The following is a 20,016-nucleotide window of genomic DNA, read 5'->3' on the forward strand; positions in this document are numbered from 1 at the left end:
TTAGTGAATCGTTTTTTAAATAAATTTCAATATTTTATTTAAGACTTTATCCAATCTAAACTCTAACATCCCCTGAGTGAGCTACTGTATTAATCCCAAATGCATCTGCCGGCAAAATCCTGACAATCTGGCTCATTGCCAGAGCTGTGGCACCCCTTTGCTGATCAATAACCGATACCGCCTGATTAAACCTCTACGTGAATTAGACGAATTTTGCCCCACTGAAGTGTTTGAAGTTGAGGATGGGGGAAAATTAAAAGTCATGAAAGTGTTGAAACGCCCGAAGTGGAGCCAAATGTTTCAACGAGAAGCACGAGTTTTACAGCAGCTCAAGCATCCGGGAATTCCTCAAGTTGAGCTTGATGGATATTTTATTTTAAAAATAGCAGAAATTCCTAAAGAATTACACTGCGTAGTAATGGAAAAAATAGAAGGCCATAATTTAGAGCAGTGGGTTGAAAAATATGGCCGTATTTCTCAAAAAATAGCCCTAGATTGGCTCAAACAGCTAACCAAAATTCTCCAAATTATTCATGAAAAAGACTTATTTCACCGAGATTTAAAGCCATCGAATATTATGGTTCGCTGCCCATTAGCAAGTCTAGAAGGGGGAAGTGAACTGGTGTTAATTGACTTTGGTACTGTTAGAGAAGTCACCGGCACATATATGGCAAAAGTGGGAAGCCACCAACAAATCACCGGCATTGTTTCCCCCGGCTATACTCCACCTGAACAAGCAGGAGGCAAAGCCGTGCCGCAATCTGATTTTTTCGCCCTTGGACGCACTTTCGTTCATTTACTAACGGAAAAACACCCAGTAGAATTACCAGAAAATCCTGAAACCGGCGAATTGATTTGGCGAGATTGCGCCCCCCATATTTCATCCCATCTGGCCGACTTAATTGATGAGCTAATGGCCACGTTTCCCGGTAAACGTCCTGCCACTGCCCAGCTCATTTTAGATCGCTTAGAAATGGTGAAAAATAACCGGGGCGGATGGATTAAGCCTCCTCGGTGGCTAGCAGCAGTAATCTTAATATTAATTGGAACAACCGGCTTGTGGGGGGTGCGCGTCGCCCTAGCAACTTATTATTACAATCGCGGACTAGAAAATCACTTAGCAAGTCAATCAGATCAGGCGGAAGCCGATTACAAACAAGCATTAAAATATAATCCAAATTCTGCAAAAGTTTATAACGCCTTGGGATTTCTTTGCCAAAATCGGCAAGATTGGGACTGTGCCCGTACCCAATATGAAAAAGCCCTCACCCTACAACCAAATTTAGCAATCGCTCAGTTCAACCTAGGCACTCTTTGCGAAGACCGGCAAAATTGGGAATGCGCCCGAAATGCTTATCAAAAAGCTAGTGAAAATGGCTTGCCGGCTGCTGATAATAACTTGGCTCGCCTTTACATTCTAGAAGGCCAATATGAAACAGCCATTCAGTTACTTTCCCAAAGTCTCAAGCACGCCAACGATAATAATAAAAAATACGCTATCCTCAAAAACCTAGGCTGGGCACTATTTGGGCAAAAACGCTATCAACAAGCAGGAGAGAAATTACAAGAAGCGATTCGTCTGGACAAACACCGCGCCTCAGCTTACTGCTTGCTGGCACAAGTTCTGGAAGATCAGAATCAATGGAAAGCAGCACTGGTTGAATGGCAAAATTGTCTCAGATATGCTTCGATATTCAATCTAGATGAAGCAATCTGGATTGACATGGCACGCGCTCGCTTGAACTCCGCTGCAGAGGAAAAATGAAACGCACACTATCGATAGCAATCGTCGTCACCCTGATGCTGTCTAGCGCCCAATTGTGCGAAAGTCAGCCGGTGAAACAAAGCGTAAACCGAACACTCGCACAATCCCTTCCTCCCGCCCAAGCGGCAGCCGGCGGCTATTGGCTAATCGAGGCTAGCGGGGAAGTGCTGTTGCACCGCGCCGGCAATGAACAGATAACGCCAGTGAGTGAAAATACCCAAATTCATCCCGGCGATTTGCTTATTGTCAGGAAGGGCGCAAGTGCTACTGTCCGCTGTGCTGATGGGCGAACTTGGAAGCTACCAGAAGGCGTTTCCGGCGCACTCAATGGCTGTCCGATGCCGAACAATCAAGATCCCAGAGTTCCGACGCTTCGCAGCCCTGTGGATGAAAATTCTCCTTACATTATCAGTCCCCGGCAAACCGCGCTGCTTGATGAGCGGCCAATTTTACGCTGGAATGCCGTCAAAGGTGCCAAGCATTACACCGTCAAAATCAGGAATGCAACGGGTGTGATCTGGGAGGCGCGAGTCAATTCAGCAAAAATTGCCTATTCTGGCTCATCTCTGCAACCGGGAGAGGAATATCAGATAATTGTCCGGGCGGATGATAACTTAGCGCCGATGGAATCAGCAATTTTTTTGGTGCTAGAGAAGCACAAGGCTGAAGCCGTGCGGGACAAACTCAACGCGGCGGCGCAACAAGGACTTTCTGAGCCGGCACAAGCCCTGGCTAAAATTCATATTTACAGTAATTATGGCTTGTTTGCGGATGCGATTGAGACGCTTGAAACGTTGGTATTGGGCGGCAAATCAACACCGGCAGTTTACCAGATGCTGGGTGCTCTCTACGACCGGGTGGGGCTGACTCAGCAGGCAGAACGCTATTATTCACAGGCATTCAACGTCGGCAGTTGATTAGGATTTATAGGGAATTAATATTGATGCCTGCCCTTGTTGATGAAATCCTCCATCCGCCACGCCTTCCGGTTCCTCACCGCTATTTTTCTCTGCGCCGCCAGTGAGATTGCGATTTCCCGTACCAGTTTGGCCCAGAATTTTGCTCCTGAGTTCTGGGATGAGCCGGTGTTATCTGATAATTTTCGGCCAAAAAGAATTGATAGGTTTAATAAAATTAATTCGCTGCCTATCTCTAAAAAAAATCGAGTTTTATCGCATTTCATAGTTAATAGATTAAAAACTGATAACTCTCAAGATTTTCACCCAGAAATACAGAAAAAATTTGTAACTTTAAAACTATTTTGCCTTAAGTTGAGGGGAATTTGTGAGAGCAATTCCGCTTCAGCTTTTCCTCAAGATCAATCTATCGCTAACAATCAGTCCGGCGTGTTACTATCAAACGAAGGATTGCAAGAAGAACTGCCTGAACCTGCCGGCAAGCCACCGAGTCTACGTTTAGTTACTGTGCAAGAATCCCAGGCAGATCCCAGCATTTCCGTGGCGATGCCGTTTGCGAGTGGCTTAAACTTCGGAAGTATTGGCATTGGTGCCGGCTGGCAATCTCGTACACGCTACACAAACCTAGCGGATGGAGGTTTAGGAATTGGTATCGGCTTAGGAAATTCCCAAAAATTTGTTGGTTTCGATGTTGTGGCATCAATTCTGGATGTTTCAGATTTCGCCCGCCGGGGTTCCTTAAGTTTTAAAATTCACCGAGCTTTATCTGAGGATTTGTCCGTTGCTTTTGGGGTGCAAAATGCGATTATCTGGGGGTTTACCGATGCCGGCACCAGTGTTTATGGAGTTGCAACGAAAACCTTTAATCTGCAAGAAAGTGTAGAGGAACCTTTTAGCTTACTTGTTATTTCTGCCGGCATTGGCAGCGGACAATTTCGTTCAGAATCCGATATTTATAGTGAGATCGAGTCAGTCGGGGTGTTTGGCAGTGCAGCTTTGCGCGTCGTTGAACCTGTTAACGCGATTGCTGAATGGACAGGGCAAGATTTAACTTTAGGATTATCTTATGCGCCATTCCGTAACATTCCGATTGTGCTGACGGGTGCGGTTACAGATATAACCGGCAATGCCGGCGATGGCAGCCGGTTTCTGCTGAGAGTTGGTTACAGTTTTTCTTTTTAAAATAAGTGTGATGAAATTTATTAAGCATATTAAGCATATAATTTGTCAAAAAATAAAAAAACAGAAATTAAGATCTTTTCTTCAAAAAGAGTTGGGAATTAAATTTGATGCGCTTATTAAACGCTTGTTTGAATTTACTTTAATTGTAATAATTACCTTATTCTCTGTTAAGTTAGTTAACGCAAAGACGATACCTAATAGCCCACAAATTGATACAAATCCCACCCTTATTAGCCAATTTGGTAACTTTTCCGACGCCACAGGGCCATCCTTTATAGAAGGAACTTCAAATTCTGTTAATTCTCAAACTGAAGGCGTAACAAGAACAAATTTTGAAAAGGGAATTCAAACAGCCGGTTCAGTTGATACAGCCCTTCAACTCTTTGAACAATCACAAGCTATTGAATTCGCCCAATACTTCAGGAAAGAAGTTGTGGGGAAACCGCCTTCCGTGGCTGAAATTAGCCAAACGTTATGCAATCTCTCCCGAATTACCGGAAACAAGTCGGCACTAATTTATCTAGCTTCCTTAGCAGAAGAATTGCGAAATTTATATATTTTACCAAATTCTGACGGTGCAGCCGGTTGCGACAAAGTTGCCCAAACAGACCTACAAATTGAGCAAGTCGGGCAACAAGTTATTCCTGAAGCGAATCGCAACGCAATTAAAGAAACTGTCACCGCTTGGCGAGAAGAAATTGGGCTTCCTCCTATTGGTTCTGGAAATGGCTCACTAGATAACGCTCAAAAACTCTATCAATGGCTGGTTAAACCTTTAGAAAACGGATTAAAAGCCAATCAAATAGATACTTTAGTTTTCACGATGGATGCGGGTTTGCGGTCAATTCCTATCGCGGCTTTACATGATGGAACGCAGTTTTTGATCGAAAAATATAATGTTGCCTTAATTCCAAGCTTTGGTTTGACAGATACCCGCTACGTTGACGTGAGAAACTTGCCAATTTTAGCAATGGGTGCGTCAGAATTTGAAGATGCCAGCCCATTACCGGCAGTGCCGGTGGAACTCTCTACGATTTTGAGACTTCCTTGGCAAGGGGTTCCTTTCCTCAACAAAGAGTTTACCTTAGAAAATCTAAAATCTGTTTACCGGCAGCAGCGATTTCGGATGATACACTTCGCAACTCACGGGAAATTTGTTCAAGGAAATGTGAGTCAATCTTACATTCAGTTTGGAGACTCAAAACTGCGTTTAGATCGATTGCGAGAAGTCGCAGAAGAATTGAATTGGGCAGAATCTCCAACCGTAGAAATGCTGGTTTTAAGTGCCTGCGAAACTGCTTTGGGAGATGAACCAGAATTAGGGTTTGCCGGTTTAGCCGTTCAAGCCGGCGTTAAATCTGCCTTAGCAAGCCTTTGGCGTGTTGATGACAGAAGCACATTAGCACTCATGAGTGAATTTTATTTACAATTAAGTAAAACACCGATTAAAACAGAAGCCCTCAGGCAAGCTCAACTCGGAATGCTGCGAGGAAAAGTCCGAATTGAAGAAGGAAAATTGTTGCTTTCAGAAGGCAATCCAATTCTCCTACCCCCCAAAATTTCCGAACAAGGTAATCTAAACTTTTCCCACCCACACTACTGGGCCGGCTTCACATTAATCGGAAACTGGAATTAATCAAAGACAGATAGAAAAATTCTCGCGCTATCATCTACGTGTATCTGCGGTTATTTAAAAAAATAAAACTTTTTCCAAAAACACTGCTAACTTATCCTAAAATGAAAAAAGCAAAATTGAAATCGGCTTGCACAAAGCCTACTTCAAAAAAAGCAAATAAAATTTAGAACTCAACGAGTGCTATTGACAACCCTCTAAAAATTAATAAAATATCAACGCTATAAAATCCTTGATATGCAAGTACCGTTACCTGATAGCGAAGCAGAACGACTCAAAGCACTTAGAGAATATCAAGTCCTCGACACACCGGCAGAAGCAGACTTAGACGATCTCACCCGCTTAGCTGCTTATATTTGTGGCACTCCGATTGCCTTAATCAGCTTAATCGATGCAAACCGGCAGTGGTTCAAATCAAAGAGGGGTTTGGAAGCCTCAGAAACACCCCGCGACATTGCCTTCTGCGCCCACGCCATCCAGCAGCCAGACGTTTTTATTGTTCCCGACGCAACCGTTGACGAACGCTTCGCTACCAATCCCCTCGTCACCTCTGAACCCAACGTGCGGTTTTATGCCGGCACCCCCCTAATTAACCCGGAAGGACACGCCTTGGGCACCCTGTGTGTCATTGATCGCGTACCACGCAGCCTCAACCCAGAACAGAAGGAAGCATTACGCGCCCTCGGTCGTCAAGTGATTAAGCAACTGGAACTGCGGCGCAATTTAGCCACCCTTACCCTTGCCACGACACAACACCAACAACTCCACAAGCGCAGCCGACACTTCTTCAAAAGCGTGGCGGGAGGGTTTGGGTTGGCATCAGCAATTCTAGTTTTGATTGGCGTAGTTTCCTATCGCAGTATTAACGAACTGATCGAAACTTCTAACTTAGTAGAACGCACCCACCAAGTTCTTGAAAGTCTCGAAAGCGTTTTATCCAATTTGACTTATGCCGAAACCGGGCAGCGCGGCTACATCCTCACCGGCGACGAGTCTTATTTAGAAACCTATAACACAGCAATTCCTAGCCTCAATCAAGACCTAGAAAAGCTCAAACAACTGACGACGGATAGCCCCAAGCAACAGCAACGGCTAGTAATGTTGCAGCCTTTAATCGGTAAAAGAATTGATGTACTTGGCGAAATTGTTCGCGTCCGAAAAGATCAAGGATTTGAGCCGGCATTGCAGCTGATCCAGACGAACCAAAGCAGAAGCCTGATGCAGCAAGTTCGTCAGATGATCACGGAGATGGAAAACGAAGAGAAGACGTTGTTAAGTCAGCGCAAGGTAGCAGCAAATGCGCTAGCTCAAAAAACAATTCTCACCTTCTCGATTTGTATTATTCTAGCTTTTATCATTCTTGCAGCCGTCTATTACCTGATCTATCGTGAGATCGCCGAACGCAAGTTTACAGAAGAATCACTTAAGCAAGAGCGCAATTTTATCTTTGCAGTAATTGAGACAGCAAGTGCTCTCGTTGCAGTTTTTGATCCGCAGGGAAACGTTATCCGCTTTAACCGCGCCTGTGAACAGATCACAGGTTACACCTTCGATGAAGTAAGAGGCCGGCCTTTCTGGAATTTACTTTTAGTTCCAGAAGAAAGAGAGCCGGTTAAAGCAGTTTTCCAGCAGCTAGTGAAGGGCAATTTCCGAAAGAAAGAGTATGAAAACTACTGGCTCACAAAAGATAAAAATCGCCGACTAATTGCGTGGTCAAATACCGTTCTTTTGGATAGTGAAAGAGCGGTTGAATACATCGTCAGCACCGGCATTGATATTACCGAACGCAAACGCGCCGAACAGCGTTTGACAGTACAGCACGCGATCTCACGCATCTTGGCAGAGTCAGCCACCCTCAACGAGGCAGCCCCGAAAATCCTGCAAGCTATCTGCGAAAACCAAGCATGGGATCTCGGCGAACTCTGGAGTATCGACGCGCTAGCCAATACGCTGCACTGCGCTCAAACCTGGCACCAGCCGTCAATTGAAGTTTCAGAGTTTGAAGCACTCGCCCAGCTGAGTGTCTTTACAAAAGGCACTGGAATGCCTGGACGTGTGTGGGCGAGTGGCGAACCGATGTGGATTGCAGATGTTGTGAAAGATGCCAACTTTCAACGCGCTGAAATTGCCCGTCGGGCGGGACTACACGGCGCTTTCGCTTTGCCGGTTCGGGATGAACATGAAACCTTAGGGGTTCTCATTTTCTTTAGCCGGCAGATCGAAGAACCTGAAGCAAATTTGCTGCAAATGATGACAGCGATAGGTAGCCAAATCGGTCAGTTTGTCCAGCGCAAACGGGCAGAGGAAGGGCTACGCGAAAGTGGAGAAAAATATCGCTCGGTTGTTAACAACATTAAGGAAGTTATTTTCCAAACTGACGCTGCTGGGATGTGGGTATTCCTCAATCCAGCCTGGTTAGAAATCACCGGATTTACTATCGAAGAAAGTATTGGGAAAAACTTTTTAGATTATATCCATCCAGATGACCGACAGCGTACTTCTGAACTGTTTCAATCCCTGATTCAGCGCAAAAGAAAGTCTTGTCGAGTAGAAATTCGTTACTTAATTAAAAATCAAAATCCCCTCCTGGCTTTTTCCAAAAATAATGAAGAGGGTGAAACCCATATAGATTTCCGCTGGATCGAGGTTGATGCCCGTTTAGCACTGGATAGCGCCGGCACGATTTGCGGCACTTTTGGCACCCTCAACGATATCACCGAGCGCCGACGCACAGAAGAAGCGCTGCGCTTGAGCCAGGAAAGATACGAGCTAGCAATCAGTGCCGGTGATGTTGGAGTCTGGGACTGGAATATTGCGACAAACGAAATGTATATCGACCCCATCATTAAAGCCGTACTCGGCTATACAGAACTCGACATTCCCGACACCTTAGAAGGCTGGCGATCTTTAGTGCATCTTGAGGATTTACAGCGGGTATTAGAGGTAACTCAGGCACATTTAGAGGGGCGAACCTACCAATATGAAATCGAACACCGGCGGCTGCATAAAGATGGTAGCCTCCGGTGGTTTCTCTCTCGCGGTAGCGCATTTCAAGATGCGGACGGCAAGATGTGTCGCATGACCGGCACAGATACAGATATTACTGAGCGCAAGCTAGTACAAGAAGCCCTGGAAAGAGAGCGCCGGCAACTTAAGCAAATTATTGCAAATGCGCCGGTGGCAATGGCGATGTTTGATCAAGAAACTCGCTATATTGCCTACAGCAATAAGTGGTTAATTGATTATAATTTACAAGGTCAGTCGATTATTGGCAAAAGCCATTACGAACTGTTTCCTAACATTCCCAAACGCTGGAAAGCCATTCATAAGCGGGCACTTCAAGGTGAGGCAATTTCCAGTCCTGAAGATGTATTTGAAGGCGAAGATGGTTCTATAATTTATTTGCGCTGGGCGGTTCACCCGTGGCTTGAGCGCGATGGATGTGTGGGCGGCATTGTTGTCGTAACGCATAGAATTAATGAGTTGGTAGAAGCGCGGGAAGCCGCTTTAGAAGCCTCTCGATTTAAATCTCTATTCCTCGCCAATATGAGCCACGAAATCCGCACGCCCATGAATGCGGTATTAGGGATGACCGGCTTGCTTTTAGACACTTCTTTAAACCCTGAACAGCGAGATTTCGTTGAAACAATTCGGATTAGTGGCGATGCACTCTTGAGCCTAATTAACGAGATTTTGGATCTCTCCAAACTTGAAGCCGGTGAGATGGAGTTAGAAGTCTTAAACTTTGACTTATCGGTTTGTATTGAAGAAATGTTAGATCTGCTGGCTCCTCCTGCTCATATGAAAGGATTGGAAATCGCTGCTCTAATTGAGCCGGATGTTCCGGTTTATCTTCAGGGAGATGCCGGTCGTCTGCGGCAAATCCTGATGAACTTGATTGGCAATGCTATCAAATTTACCAGTTCTGGGGAGGTGGTGGTTCGGACAGAATTACTATCAAGGAATGAAACCAATGCAAGCCTTTATTTTGCTGTGACAGATACCGGAATTGGGATTCCTTTTGAAGCTCAACGCAAACTTTTTTCCCCATTCATTCAAGTAGATGCTTCCACTACTCGCAAGTATGGCGGCACGGGTTTAGGCTTGGCAATTTGTAAAGAACTGGTCAGTTTAATGGGAGGAAAAATTGGGGTAGAAAGTCAGTTAGGCCAAGGAACTAAATTTTGGTTTACTGTTCCTTTTGTACTAGGAAGTCAGCCGGCTACTATTAGCAAACAAGATTTTAATTTATTGAGTGGCCGGCGCTTATTAGTCGTTGATGATAATGCCACAAATCGAAAGGTTGTCCACCATCAAGTTACTCGCTGGGGAATGCAGGTGGATGAGGCTGACAGCGCGGCTGCCGCTTTGAAAGCGCTTCATGAAGCTTGTGAGCAGAAAATGCCTTATGATGTGGCTGTACTCGATATGCAGATGCCTCAAACAGATGGTTTGAGTTTGGGGGAGCAAATCAAGACAAATTCTGCTTTAGCGAGGGTGCCTTTAATTATGCTGACTTCTACCAATCAGCGAGATGAGGTGAAGCAGGCATTAAAAATAGGATTTGCTGCTTATTTGGTTAAACCTGTTAAGCCATCACGTCTCCTCGATACGATTCTCACGGTTTTGGATATCTCACAGCGACCTGTTGCGATATCTAATGGGGAGAATTTATCAGAACCGGCAGATCCATTACAAGAGGTTTCTGCAAAGCCCAAGTTAAGAATTTTGGTGGCTGAAGATAACCCGGTGAATCAGAAAGTAGCCCTTAGACAGCTTAGCAGTGGCGGTTACGAAGCAGATGTTGCTGCGAATGGAGAAGAAGTTTTGCAGCTATTAAAAACGATTCCCTATGATTTGGTTTTAATGGACTGTCAAATGCCCATTCTTGATGGGTTTAATACCACCATCGAAATAAAGCGCCGGCAGGAAAATGCCTTTGCAGCCGGTCATCGTCCGGTGGTGATTGCAATGACTGCAAATGCAATGAAAGAAGATCGAGATAGGTGTTTAAGTGCCGGCATGGATGACTATCTAAGTAAGCCGGTGTCGAAGGAAAAACTGATAGCAGTCATCGAACGATGGAGTCATTACAAGCAGGCAGAACAGGAAGCAGTTACTTCTAAGCTGGCAGATGTCAGTGAGGAAAAAAAGGCAGCTGCCGCTGAGTTTGATTGGGAACATTTGCAGAGTCTTTCAGAAGGGAGTGCGGAATTTGAATTGGAATTGCTGCAAATGTTTGTTGAAGATAGCCAGATCCACTTGGAAAAGGCAAAAACTGCCATTGCCGAGCATAATATTCAGCAGTTGCAGCGAGAAGCTCATCACCTTAAAGGCTCTACCGGCAATATTGGAGCTACTGCCATGCATCTAGCCGCCGAGAAATTAGATCAGCTTGCTCACCGAGAACAGATAGAAGGAGCAACCGATTTACTTTCAGATTTAGAGCGATTTCTTCAAGGTATTCAGAAACTTATTAATGATAGAATTGATTAATAATTTTATTAAAAAATAACTGCTTTTTTTGAAAATAAGTGATGAGGTTGTCTCGTTCTTCATAAAACAACCCGAATCAAAATGTTTTTAAGGCGTAGATTTTAAGTAGCTCAACTAATTTATAATAAAAGAATGTTATACCCCTGTTGTATCGGGCCGGCTTCATGTCTCACCTGCTAATTATTGATGATGACCCAATCGTTCGGGCTGCCTTAAAAAGAACCCTGCACAACCAGGGCTATGAGGTGACTGTAGCGAGTAATGGTGAAGAGGGAATCATCCAAGCCCAACAAATCAAACCCGCTCTGATTATTTGTGACTGGGTGATGGAGCCGGTGGATGGATTAGAAGTCTGTCGTCAGATTAAAGACAATCAAGAATTATCAGCCACATTCTTTATTTTGCTGACTGCTAAAGGCAAAGGTAGTGATAAAGAATCTGTGGATGAGCGCGTGAAGGGACTCGATGCCGGCGCAGATGAATTTGTCTCCAAACCGATTGATATGGAGGAAGTGAAAGCGCGAGTACGGGCGGGTTTGCGCTTATATGAACTCAACCAAACATTGCAACTCCAAAAGTACGCTTTAGAAGCACTCAACCAGGAGTTACGCGCCGATTTAGATGAAGCAGCGGAATATGTAAGTTCGCTTTTACCGGCACCATTAGCCGGCAATATCACCACAGAAGCCAAATTTATTCCATCCGCTCAATTGGGGGGAGATTGCTTTGATTATTACTGGCTTGACAGTGATCATTTAGCAATGTATTTACTTGATGTTTCCGGGCATGGAGTCGGTTCTGCCCTGTTGTCAGTTTCTGTGCTAAATGTTTTACGCACACAATCTTTACCCAACACCGATTTTTGCCGGCCTAGCGAAGTTTTAAGCGCTCTTAATAATGGTTTTCAAATGAGCGCCCAAGGTGATAAATACTTTACAATTTGGTACGGAGTTTATAACGCGGTGAACCGGCAACTCGTGTATGCCAATGCTGGCCACCCACCGGCGGTACTGCTATTTGGGGCATCTGAGACAGCCACACAAGTTCAGCGTTTAGAATCGACCGGAATGCCAATAGGGTTTATCCCTGACACTGATTTTGATGAGGCTTCTTGCGAGATTCCACCAAGCAGCACGATGTACATTTTTAGTGATGGGGCTTATGAGATTCTTCTGACAGATACCCAAATCTGGGGGCTTGAGGCTTTCATTTCTTTCCTGTTAGATTCTCAACAAAAAACAAATTTCTGCTTAGATAAACTTATAAATTATATTCTGTGTTTAAATTCAAAACAAGTTCTTGATGATGATTTATCCTTATTACGAGTAAATTTTAACTAAAGTCTAAACTCCTCAACTTATACTGATGTTTAAGACATGATCGGACATTTTAACAATAAAAATTTGTCCTGAATCATGCCACTTAAACCGCTCAACTTATTCAGTTTTCAGGATAGCCTTGTTAAATTCGTCTTTGTCCGCAAACGACTCCAAAACTCGATCCATTTTTGTCAATTCAAACAGCATTTTTACTTGAGGGTTAATCGAGCAAACAAAAAGTTTACCCCCCACCGTTCTCACCATTTTCATCGCTGATAAAAGCGCACCTAACCCTGAACTGTCCATAAAAGGGACATCTTGAAGATCGATCAGCACAATATCAGGTTTGCTTTCCACAACATCGCTAATCTCCCGACGTAACTGGTTGCCTTTCGGCCCATCTAAAATACCAGAAGGTTGAACAACTTTGACGACTGTACTCATGTGATTGTACTCCTAGTTTCGAGTGACTTTTTGTGTTTTCTCAGTTTAGCTGTAACCAGATCTATGCGCTAGCCTGCGCTCACAAGGCTTCTAGTCGCTCATTCAGCAGATGGCGGTTGCCAAATGGCTGCTCGAATAATAGCCCACAAAAGTGTCAGATTATAAATTGACCAGGCAAGATTGAGAACATAAGCCATAGGCTGCTCTAAATTCGGATGTTGAATTTGCCCGATTACCAGCCAGCAAAGCGCCCATACGATGCTGATGATTGTCAGACAAAAAACCAACAGTTGCGGCCAAACCAGCCGGAGGTAAATTCCCGCTTGCCGCTGTTTAGGGGTCACCTGGAATTTAATAGGTCGGTTGGTTAACACACTCCAGACGGCTTGAATAAACAGCGGAAACAGAGCAATTGCATATTGCTCCGAACGCCAAATTTCTCTAGCTGGAATGCCCCAACTTGCGGCTAAGAAAGTTAGGCGATTGATCACAAAAGCGGGGATAAAGTGGATAGCAAAAGCTGGCCCGTAAGTTTTGACGGGAATAACGCCGGTGAAGAAATAGATAATTGGGCAAGCGATAAAAACAACGGTAGCAAAACCCGAAAAGTAGCTATACATTGTTTGAAAATACTGCAACCGCTGCCAAAAATTTAAACCGGGCTTTGTCAGAGGATTTTCCCGTACGAGCACTTGGATAGTGCCTTGCGCCCAGCGCAACCGCTGCTTCAGGGTAGAACTGAGGTCATCGGGGGCTAAACCTTCTGCCAAAATTTCATTGTGATACAGCGATTTCCACCCCGCACCGTGCAGGCGCATGGCGGTATTCATGTCTTCTGTAATGCTGTTGCTGGAAACGCCGCCAACTAAATCAAATTCATCTAATCGCTGAGCATCCTTAGAAAATTCATCAGAAAAATATTGCAGTCCAACATTAACCAGCGCTTCCCGCCTCAGAACTGCATTGGTTCCTGTATAGAAAGCGGCATTCATTCCATCTTTACCCTGCTGAATTGGGCCATAAAATAAACTTGCTTGATGTCCAAAGGGATCGCCTTGCGGGATGTTGTAAAAATCTTGGGGCGTTTGCACAAACGCAATGCGATTGTGTTCGTATTTACCGGCAAAGACATTATAGGTAAAGAAATAGGGCAGAACCCGCTTGAGAAAATGGGGTTTAGGAATATGATCAGCATCCAGGGTGAGAATAAAATCTCCTGAAGTTTCCCCAGAAAAAATTGCGTAATTAATGTTGCCGGCTTTAGCATGGTGAGCCTTCCCGGCAATTTTGGGGCGGGCGATGTAGCGAAACCGCGCCAGTTCTATTAATTCCTGTTCTTTTTGATCAATTGCTGCTTCTAAACTTTTGCGTTCAGCTTGTAAGTGTTCGCGAACACTTTGATGTTGGGGAGGTAGCCAAAGAACGAACTGCTGCAAACGCTGTATAAAGCCCGCCATTTTTGCGTTGGCACTATCAGATTCCCCTTGCAAAAATTCTTCAGCCGCTTGAATATCAGGGGCGAGATTTTCGAGTTGCCGGAGGCGCTCAACTAACTGGGTTCGCTCACTATCAATTTGTTCCGCTTCATGTTGCAAAACCGGCGATTGCAAATCTTCGATAGCAAGTTTTTCCGTCATCGCCCGCATCGCCGGCGAGTTGCCATCATCCAGCACATAAACCCGCAACTTCGTTGGGGGATAATCCATTGCTAAAGCCGCTCTTGCAGTTTCCTCTACCATTCCCGCCGGCTCACTGTAGCAGGTAATAAACACATCCACAGTTGGCCAATCTCTGCGCGACAAAGGTGGCATCAATTTATCAATAGACTTCACCTGCCGAACCAGAGGACGCCACAACCCGATGACGAACATCACCCCCCCGAAAAAGCTGTAAATTTCTGCAAGGAGCAAGGGAATTGACAGCCACAGCGCATCAAAATTAATAGAATTGTTGATGCGCCAATACAAATACCAAGCACCTAAGATCAAGTTGATTTCTGCAAGGTAACGAAACAGCAACGTTCTCTCTTTTAAGCGAGAGCGAATGTTTCCAGAAAAACTGGGTGAGTTTTCAACAATAGAAGCTGGATTTGTCATAGCAGCCAGGATTCATGCAAGGTCGATGGGGTTAGGGGGAGATGGGTTCGGGAAAGACTGTTCGGCGGAAAAATTGAACTTCACACCGGCTTTACGGCTGTGCGCTGACACTCAATTCCGCAAAAGCCAGGGGACACAATCCTCTGGTACGGTAGCGTTGGCTGTTTAAAATAATCGCATTAGGATTAACATCTCGCGCAAAATTTCTACCTAATTGAGGATTTTTGCTGAGTTCGTTAATGGCATCGTAAGGGCCGATTTCCCTGCGTCAACCGGCCCTTACGACTTGGAAAGAACGCTACTTTGCTGAAGTTGGGGAAGTCACAGTGCCATCGCCAGAAGTCCAGTAAGTCCCGGAAGCATCGGAAGCAACCTTTGCTTTTTGTGTGGGAATCTCAGGCAAACCCCGACCGGAGTTGCCTTTCGCCACTTCTTGCCACCACGGGGAATCCATTGCTGTTGCAGGACTGATCAGAGGCTGCTTCGTCACCATAAACAGCAAGGATTGCAGAATTGTGCTGTTGGTGCTGCCGGTGAAGCCAACGGCTGTTTTGCCGGTTTTTTCGTAAAAACCTTCGTAGAAGCCCAGAGAAGGATTGTACAAGTCTGTTGTAGCCTGCCACAGTTCACGGGCGTACTCATTTTCTGGAAACAGCGCGTAATAGGCAAACGCTGCTGCCGTACTCACCATGCGGAGCTCGGGTGCCGACGTTCCATCATCTGCGATCGTCGCCCAAGGTTTTCCGTCACCGATAATGGTGCTGTGTAGGTTGTAGGGCGCACGATCAATCAGCGTGGTGGCAGAGGATGTGAAGTTGCCGGTGCTGCGATAGCGCTCAGCTTGAGCCTGGAGCAACGGTTCAACGAGGGAACGCATCTGGGGATCAAAGCCAAATTCCAGCCCGTATACTAAGAACGGATTGCTTACGGTGTAATGATTCACCTCGGAATTCACGTTTGCGCGGTTGCGCTGCACCGGCACTTCAACGCCCCCTACGGACTCGGTTTTGTACTCCCCTCCCACAGCCGCTCGATTAACATCAAATCCCCACATCTGAAAGGCACGGGCGGCATATTCCTCATAGCCAAGACGAGTTTCCGGGTTAACTCGCGCCAGCCAGCGCCCATTTGCATCTTTTTCAACGGAGGCGCTGGAAAGTACGCCGTCCCGCACGACGCGCAGGTATGACCAATCGAGTACCACTTGATCAACGGCGTTGGTGTATTGGGGATGGCAGTTTTTCAAGTTATAAAGCGCTGCCATCATCCGCCCGATATCGAGTGCTGAGAAGCCGTTGCCTTCGGGAAGCGGGTTTCCGCCATAATCAACCGGCTGCAATGTGCGGCTGTCGTAGCCGCGCTGGGGCAATTCGCCGGCGAACAGAGGGAGTTTACCCAAAGCTGCCAGCAACTGCCGGGTGCGCCCGTCAAATTCGGTGTCGGAGATGATCTCAAGGGAGCGCGCCGCGTGCAGTGCTGCCAGGTAATCTCCCAATCCCCACAGGGTTGCAGCTTTCATATCGCTGCGGTCATCAACCAGCCCGTTTGCCTTTTGATAGTTGGCTTTGAAATAGCCCCAAGCTGCGTCTGCATAGCGCCGTTCTACGACGTTTAGGGAGCGAGCCGGCGCTGGGCACTCGGAGGGTTCGGGTTTGCCTACCGGCGGGATCGGGCCGACTGCTACAACTTCTGGGGCGGCAGGCTTGGGTGGCGCAGCAGCCACTGGGGCGGGTGTTGGAGTTGCCGGCGGCGGAGTTTGTGCGGCTGGAGTTGCCGGCGGCGGAGTTTGGGCGGCTGGGGTTGCCAGTGGCGGAGTTTGGGCGGCTGGGGTTGCCGGCGGTGGAGTGGGCGCGGCTGCGGTTGATTCGGCTGGGCTGATCGTGTTGCCGGTGGGCGGTGCCGAGGCAAATGAGACTAATTCCGGCCCGATCAGGGGGCGGTTGCCTCTGGCTTTGTAGTACAAAATTTCTAAAATTAGCCCGTTGGTGTTGCCGGTGAGGGCGGTATTCGGTTTTTTGGTTTCTTCATAAAGGCCGGCATAAAAACCCCCTCCATTCGGATCGCGTAAATCTTTTACCGCATCAAAAAGTTGCTTGGCATAAGCGTTACCTGGGTAAAGATAATACCAACCAATCGCCGCTTTTGTGCTGATACTTCGCAATTGCGGAAATGGCTTATTTTCATCGGTAATGGTTGCCCAATCTTGCCCATTTGAATGAACCGTATTGTAGAGAAAGTAAGGGGCTTGATCGATATTGTCTTCTGATACTGCCGTTAGTTGGCCGGTGGCTTCAAACCGGCGCTTTTGTACTTCTAAAACGCTGGCTGCATAATCTTTTAGGTAGCCTTCTAAACCAAATTCGATGGCATCCAGAATATAGGATTCGCTAACCACATAATTGTTGGCGTTGGTGGTTTGGTAGTCACGGGTGTCCACCGGCACTTTAATGCCGTTAATTTCTACCAATTTAAACGGCTCTACGGCAATTGCTTTCGGAACTTTAAACCCCCAAAGCTCGTAACCTCGCGCCCCATATTCTTCGTAACCAAGCCGCCCTTCCTGCACGAGCAAGGTGGTTTTATTGGGGTCAATCATTGCGCCGTAAAGTTGTTCATCTTCGACAGATCGGGCGACTTGCCACTTCGCAACAATTCCTTTGAGCCAATCTCCATATTGAGGGTGGCAGGTTCGGATGACGTGAAAGGCTGCCAAAATTCGACCGATATCTAAAGCTGACCAACCAATGCCTTTTTCTATGGGGTTATTGCCGTAATCAACCATTTGGCCGGTGGCGGTGTTATAAACTTTATTGGGCAAGCCATCTTCAAAGAGTTTTAACGCACTCATGCCGGTTAAAAATTTGTTGATGCGCCCGTCAAATTCTGCCTGGTCAATTAAATTTAACCAACGCGCTGAATTCAGCGCCATCAGGTAATTTCCCATATCCCAAAGTGTGCCAGAGGGATAGCCGCCGGTGGAGTTGGTAAATCCGGTTGCTTCCTGAGAGTTGTTAACAAAATACTGCCAAGCAGCTTTCGCATAAACCTGCTCTTCTGGCGTTAGGGGCGCACTAATTTCGGCACACGCGGCAGTAGCTGCGGGGCTTTGAGCGAGCGTTTTCTCCGGGATAAAAATAGGCAGCAGCGATTGTGAAACCAGCCCTGTTAGGAAGAGGGCAATGAGTTTTGAACGCTTTTGTGGGTAGAGGTTTTGCAGCATCAGAATTGAATCAGCCTTAACACAATAAATTAGTAAAACATTAAAGTTGCACCCGCTAAACTGCCCAGAATTTTACTTCCGAGTTAACAGCTAAAGTTAGGTAAATCTAACTAAAAAACTTTTCTCATTTCAATAAAATTGAAGTTGCACCCGCCAAGCCGTCCAAAAATTTATTTCCCAGCGAACAGCTAAGGTTAGATAAATTCGACTAAAGACCCTTTGATGTCGAATTTATAGGATATATGGGCAGTCTGTAAACCGCCCATAAAGCCGGCAGAAACATCACAACCACATCTGCAACTCATAGCCGGTTACATCTGTCTGCATCTGTGGTTTCATCATTCTTGCCTTTTCGGGTTATCACTCAACGCCGGCCCAATTCGTGAGCGGCTTGCCAACTTTTTTGTAAAGCAAACTCTCAAGAATTACACCATTATTATTAGCAGTCAGGGCCTTATTCGGTTCCTTCAGCACTTCATAAAAGCCGTTGTACCAACCTTTTTCTGATTTCAGGTTGTTTTGAACAAAATCAAACAGCTTTTGCGTGTAATCTGTGCCATAAAGCACATCCCAGCCAACGGCAGCTTTGGCGCTGAGGAAATTTAAGTTGTTGTACTTGGTTCCAGTATCTGAGATTGTGGCCCAAGGCTCTCCATTGACAAACAGCGTGTTGTAAACAAAGTAGGGTTCGCGATCCAGGTTATCTTCAGTGACCGCCGTTAAGTGGTTTGTGGCTTTATAGCGAGCTTCTTGAGCGGCTAAAATGCGGTCGGCATAGGCTTTAGGTAATCCTTTAAAGCCGGTTTCAATGCCATCTAAAATAAAAGGTTCGCTGAGAACGTAGTTATTCGCTCCAGAGTTTTTAGCATCGCGTTTATCGTAAGGAACGCCTTGCTCGTAAAGATTGACAAAGGCTGCATTGGATTTGAAATCTAAAGCTTTGCTGACATCTAAACCCCACAGTTTTAAGCCGTAGGCTGCATAATTTTCGTAGCCTAAGCGCCCTTCTTGGTTGTATTGTTCTTTTTTGTTGACGACGGAAGTTCCGTACATTTGACCATTTTTAGTCAAACGAGCAACTTTCCAGCTTTTCCAAATTGCTTCGCTTTCATCTTTAAATTGCGGATACTTTGAACCGACAATTTTAAGCCAGATAGCCAGCCGGCCTAAATCAATCGCTGACCAGCCGATTTCTTCCCGTTTGTCAAGCTGACCGTAGTTAACGGGAATTAAGGTTTTAGGGTTGTAAACTTTGTTGGGGAGTTCACCTTTATAGAGGGGAATTTTTGCCAAAGTTTTTAAAGTTTGGCTCATTTTCTTGTCAAATTCTGCTGCCGGCACAATCCCCAATTCTCGTGCACTGACTAAGCCGGCGATTGCTGCTGCCTGATCCCACAGGGTAACTGAGGCAAAACCATCGACAGAATTAACCAAGCCGGTGCTTTCATTCCAATTACGCTGGAAATACCCCCAAGCCTGACGTGCCATTGCCAGTTCTTGCGGCGTCAATTTTTCCGCTTCAGGCGCAACATAAGGCACTTTTACGGTTAGTTCGCCGGCAGATACGGGTTGACCTGGAATTACCATTGATTTGGCATCAAGTTTAGCGGCAGATATTTCAGAAGTTGCCGGTGAGCGGGAGGATACTTGAGGATTGGATTTAGATAGATGATTTGACCAATATTCTAAGCCGGCAATCGCGGCAATTGCTGTCAAGACACCTCCAACTGTTGCGAGAATCGATAACTTTTTGGGCGGGGGTTCAAAAGTTTCTGTCATACGGTATATTGCCTCTGAAGTTAGTGTCTTTTTGACTAATTGTTCGTTTTAAGGTTGATTTTTTTATTGAATTTATCCGTCTCCCATGTACTTTTTGAATTATCTAGTTTAGCAATTGTTTTGGCAAGTGAGCTTTAACTATCAATTACTGATGTTGCCCGCTAA

General features: G+C 45.8%; 11 protein-coding genes. 7 read left to right on the plus strand and 4 right to left on the minus strand.

Going from position 1 to position 20,016, the window contains the following annotated elements:
- Positions 1-76 precede the first annotated feature (76 nt).
- The 6 genes from H6F56_RS10335 (at position 77) to H6F56_RS10360 (ending at position 12,333) form a co-directional block, all read left to right on the plus strand.
- A complete protein-coding gene (locus tag H6F56_RS10335; RefSeq protein WP_190667523.1) occupies positions 77-1,765 on the plus strand; it encodes a serine/threonine-protein kinase in 1,689 nt (562 codons plus the stop codon).
- Entirely contained in the window at positions 1,762-2,682 is a 921-nt protein-coding gene (locus H6F56_RS10340) for a hypothetical protein (RefSeq protein ID WP_190667525.1), read from the plus strand. Before H6F56_RS10335 ends, H6F56_RS10340 begins: the two co-directional genes overlap by 4 nt.
- A gap of 429 nt (positions 2,683-3,111) precedes the next feature.
- The gene (locus H6F56_RS10345; protein WP_190667527.1) at positions 3,112-3,864 is read left to right on the plus strand and encodes a hypothetical protein; all 753 of its coding nucleotides are present in this window, start codon (positions 3,112-3,114) and stop codon (positions 3,862-3,864) included.
- 91 nt (positions 3,865-3,955) lie between these two features.
- On the plus strand, positions 3,956-5,500 hold the full coding sequence (locus H6F56_RS10350; protein ID WP_190667529.1) for a CHAT domain-containing protein: 1,545 nt from the start codon (positions 3,956-3,958) through the stop codon (positions 5,498-5,500).
- Between the two features lie 234 nt (positions 5,501-5,734).
- Positions 5,735-10,993 carry a PAS domain S-box protein gene (locus tag H6F56_RS10355; protein ID WP_190667531.1) on the plus strand — a complete coding sequence of 1,753 codons (5,259 nt, stop codon included), beginning with the start codon at positions 5,735-5,737 and terminating at the stop codon, positions 10,991-10,993.
- Positions 10,994-11,157: 164 nt separating this feature from the next.
- Entirely contained in the window at positions 11,158-12,333 is a 1,176-nt protein-coding gene (locus H6F56_RS10360; protein WP_190667533.1) for a SpoIIE family protein phosphatase, read from the plus strand.
- A gap of 96 nt (positions 12,334-12,429) precedes the next feature.
- Here the strand turns inward: H6F56_RS10360 and H6F56_RS10365 are convergent, their stop codons facing one another.
- Positions 12,430-12,756 carry an STAS domain-containing protein gene (locus H6F56_RS10365; protein ID WP_190667535.1) on the minus strand — a complete coding sequence of 109 codons (327 nt, stop codon included), beginning with the start codon at positions 12,754-12,756 and terminating at the stop codon, positions 12,430-12,432.
- Between the two features lie 98 nt (positions 12,757-12,854).
- Complete coding sequence (locus tag H6F56_RS10370; protein WP_242031947.1) at positions 12,855-14,774, minus strand: glycosyltransferase; 1,920 nt, start codon at positions 14,772-14,774, stop codon at positions 12,855-12,857.
- A gap of 25 nt (positions 14,775-14,799) precedes the next feature.
- Here H6F56_RS10370 and H6F56_RS10375 point away from each other — a divergent pair, with 25 nt between their 5' ends.
- On the plus strand, positions 14,800-15,021 hold the full coding sequence (locus H6F56_RS10375; protein WP_190668229.1) for a hypothetical protein: 222 nt from the start codon (positions 14,800-14,802) through the stop codon (positions 15,019-15,021).
- A 129-nt stretch (positions 15,022-15,150) separates the two neighbouring features.
- On the opposite strand, the gene H6F56_RS10380 is transcribed toward H6F56_RS10375, so the two are convergent.
- The gene (locus H6F56_RS10380) at positions 15,151-18,072 is read right to left on the minus strand and encodes a DUF3131 domain-containing protein (RefSeq protein ID WP_190667539.1); all 2,922 of its coding nucleotides are present in this window, start codon (positions 18,070-18,072) and stop codon (positions 15,151-15,153) included.
- Between the two features lie 360 nt (positions 18,073-18,432).
- Positions 18,433-19,851, minus strand: a complete 1,419-nt coding sequence (locus tag H6F56_RS10385; RefSeq protein WP_190667541.1) for a DUF3131 domain-containing protein — start codon at positions 19,849-19,851, stop codon at positions 18,433-18,435.
- Positions 19,852-20,016: the final 165 nt, after the last annotated feature.

It is taken from the genome of Microcoleus sp. FACHB-672 (assembly GCF_014695725.1).
Lineage (GTDB): Bacteria > Cyanobacteriota > Cyanobacteriia > Cyanobacteriales > Oscillatoriaceae > FACHB-68.

What these genes read in the sequence shown, in the direction of transcription:
- H6F56_RS10340 (WP_190667525.1), top strand. Translation starts at nt 1,762, where the DNA reads ATGAAACGCACACTATCGATAGCAATCGTCGTCACCCTGATGCTGTCT.
- H6F56_RS10355 (WP_190667531.1), top strand. Translation starts at nt 5,735, where the DNA reads ATGCAAGTACCGTTACCTGATAGCGAAGCAGAACGACTCAAAGCACTT.
- H6F56_RS10360 (WP_190667533.1), top strand. Translation starts at nt 11,158, where the DNA reads ATGTCTCACCTGCTAATTATTGATGATGACCCAATCGTTCGGGCTGCC.
- H6F56_RS10365 (WP_190667535.1), bottom strand. Translation starts at nt 12,756, where the DNA reads ATGAGTACAGTCGTCAAAGTTGTTCAACCTTCTGGTATTTTAGATGGG.
- H6F56_RS10375 (WP_190668229.1), top strand. Translation starts at nt 14,800, where the DNA reads ATGTTTCCAGAAAAACTGGGTGAGTTTTCAACAATAGAAGCTGGATTT.
- H6F56_RS10380 (WP_190667539.1), bottom strand. Translation starts at nt 18,072, where the DNA reads ATGCTGCAAAACCTCTACCCACAAAAGCGTTCAAAACTCATTGCCCTC.
- H6F56_RS10385 (WP_190667541.1), bottom strand. Translation starts at nt 19,851, where the DNA reads ATGACAGAAACTTTTGAACCCCCGCCCAAAAAGTTATCGATTCTCGCA.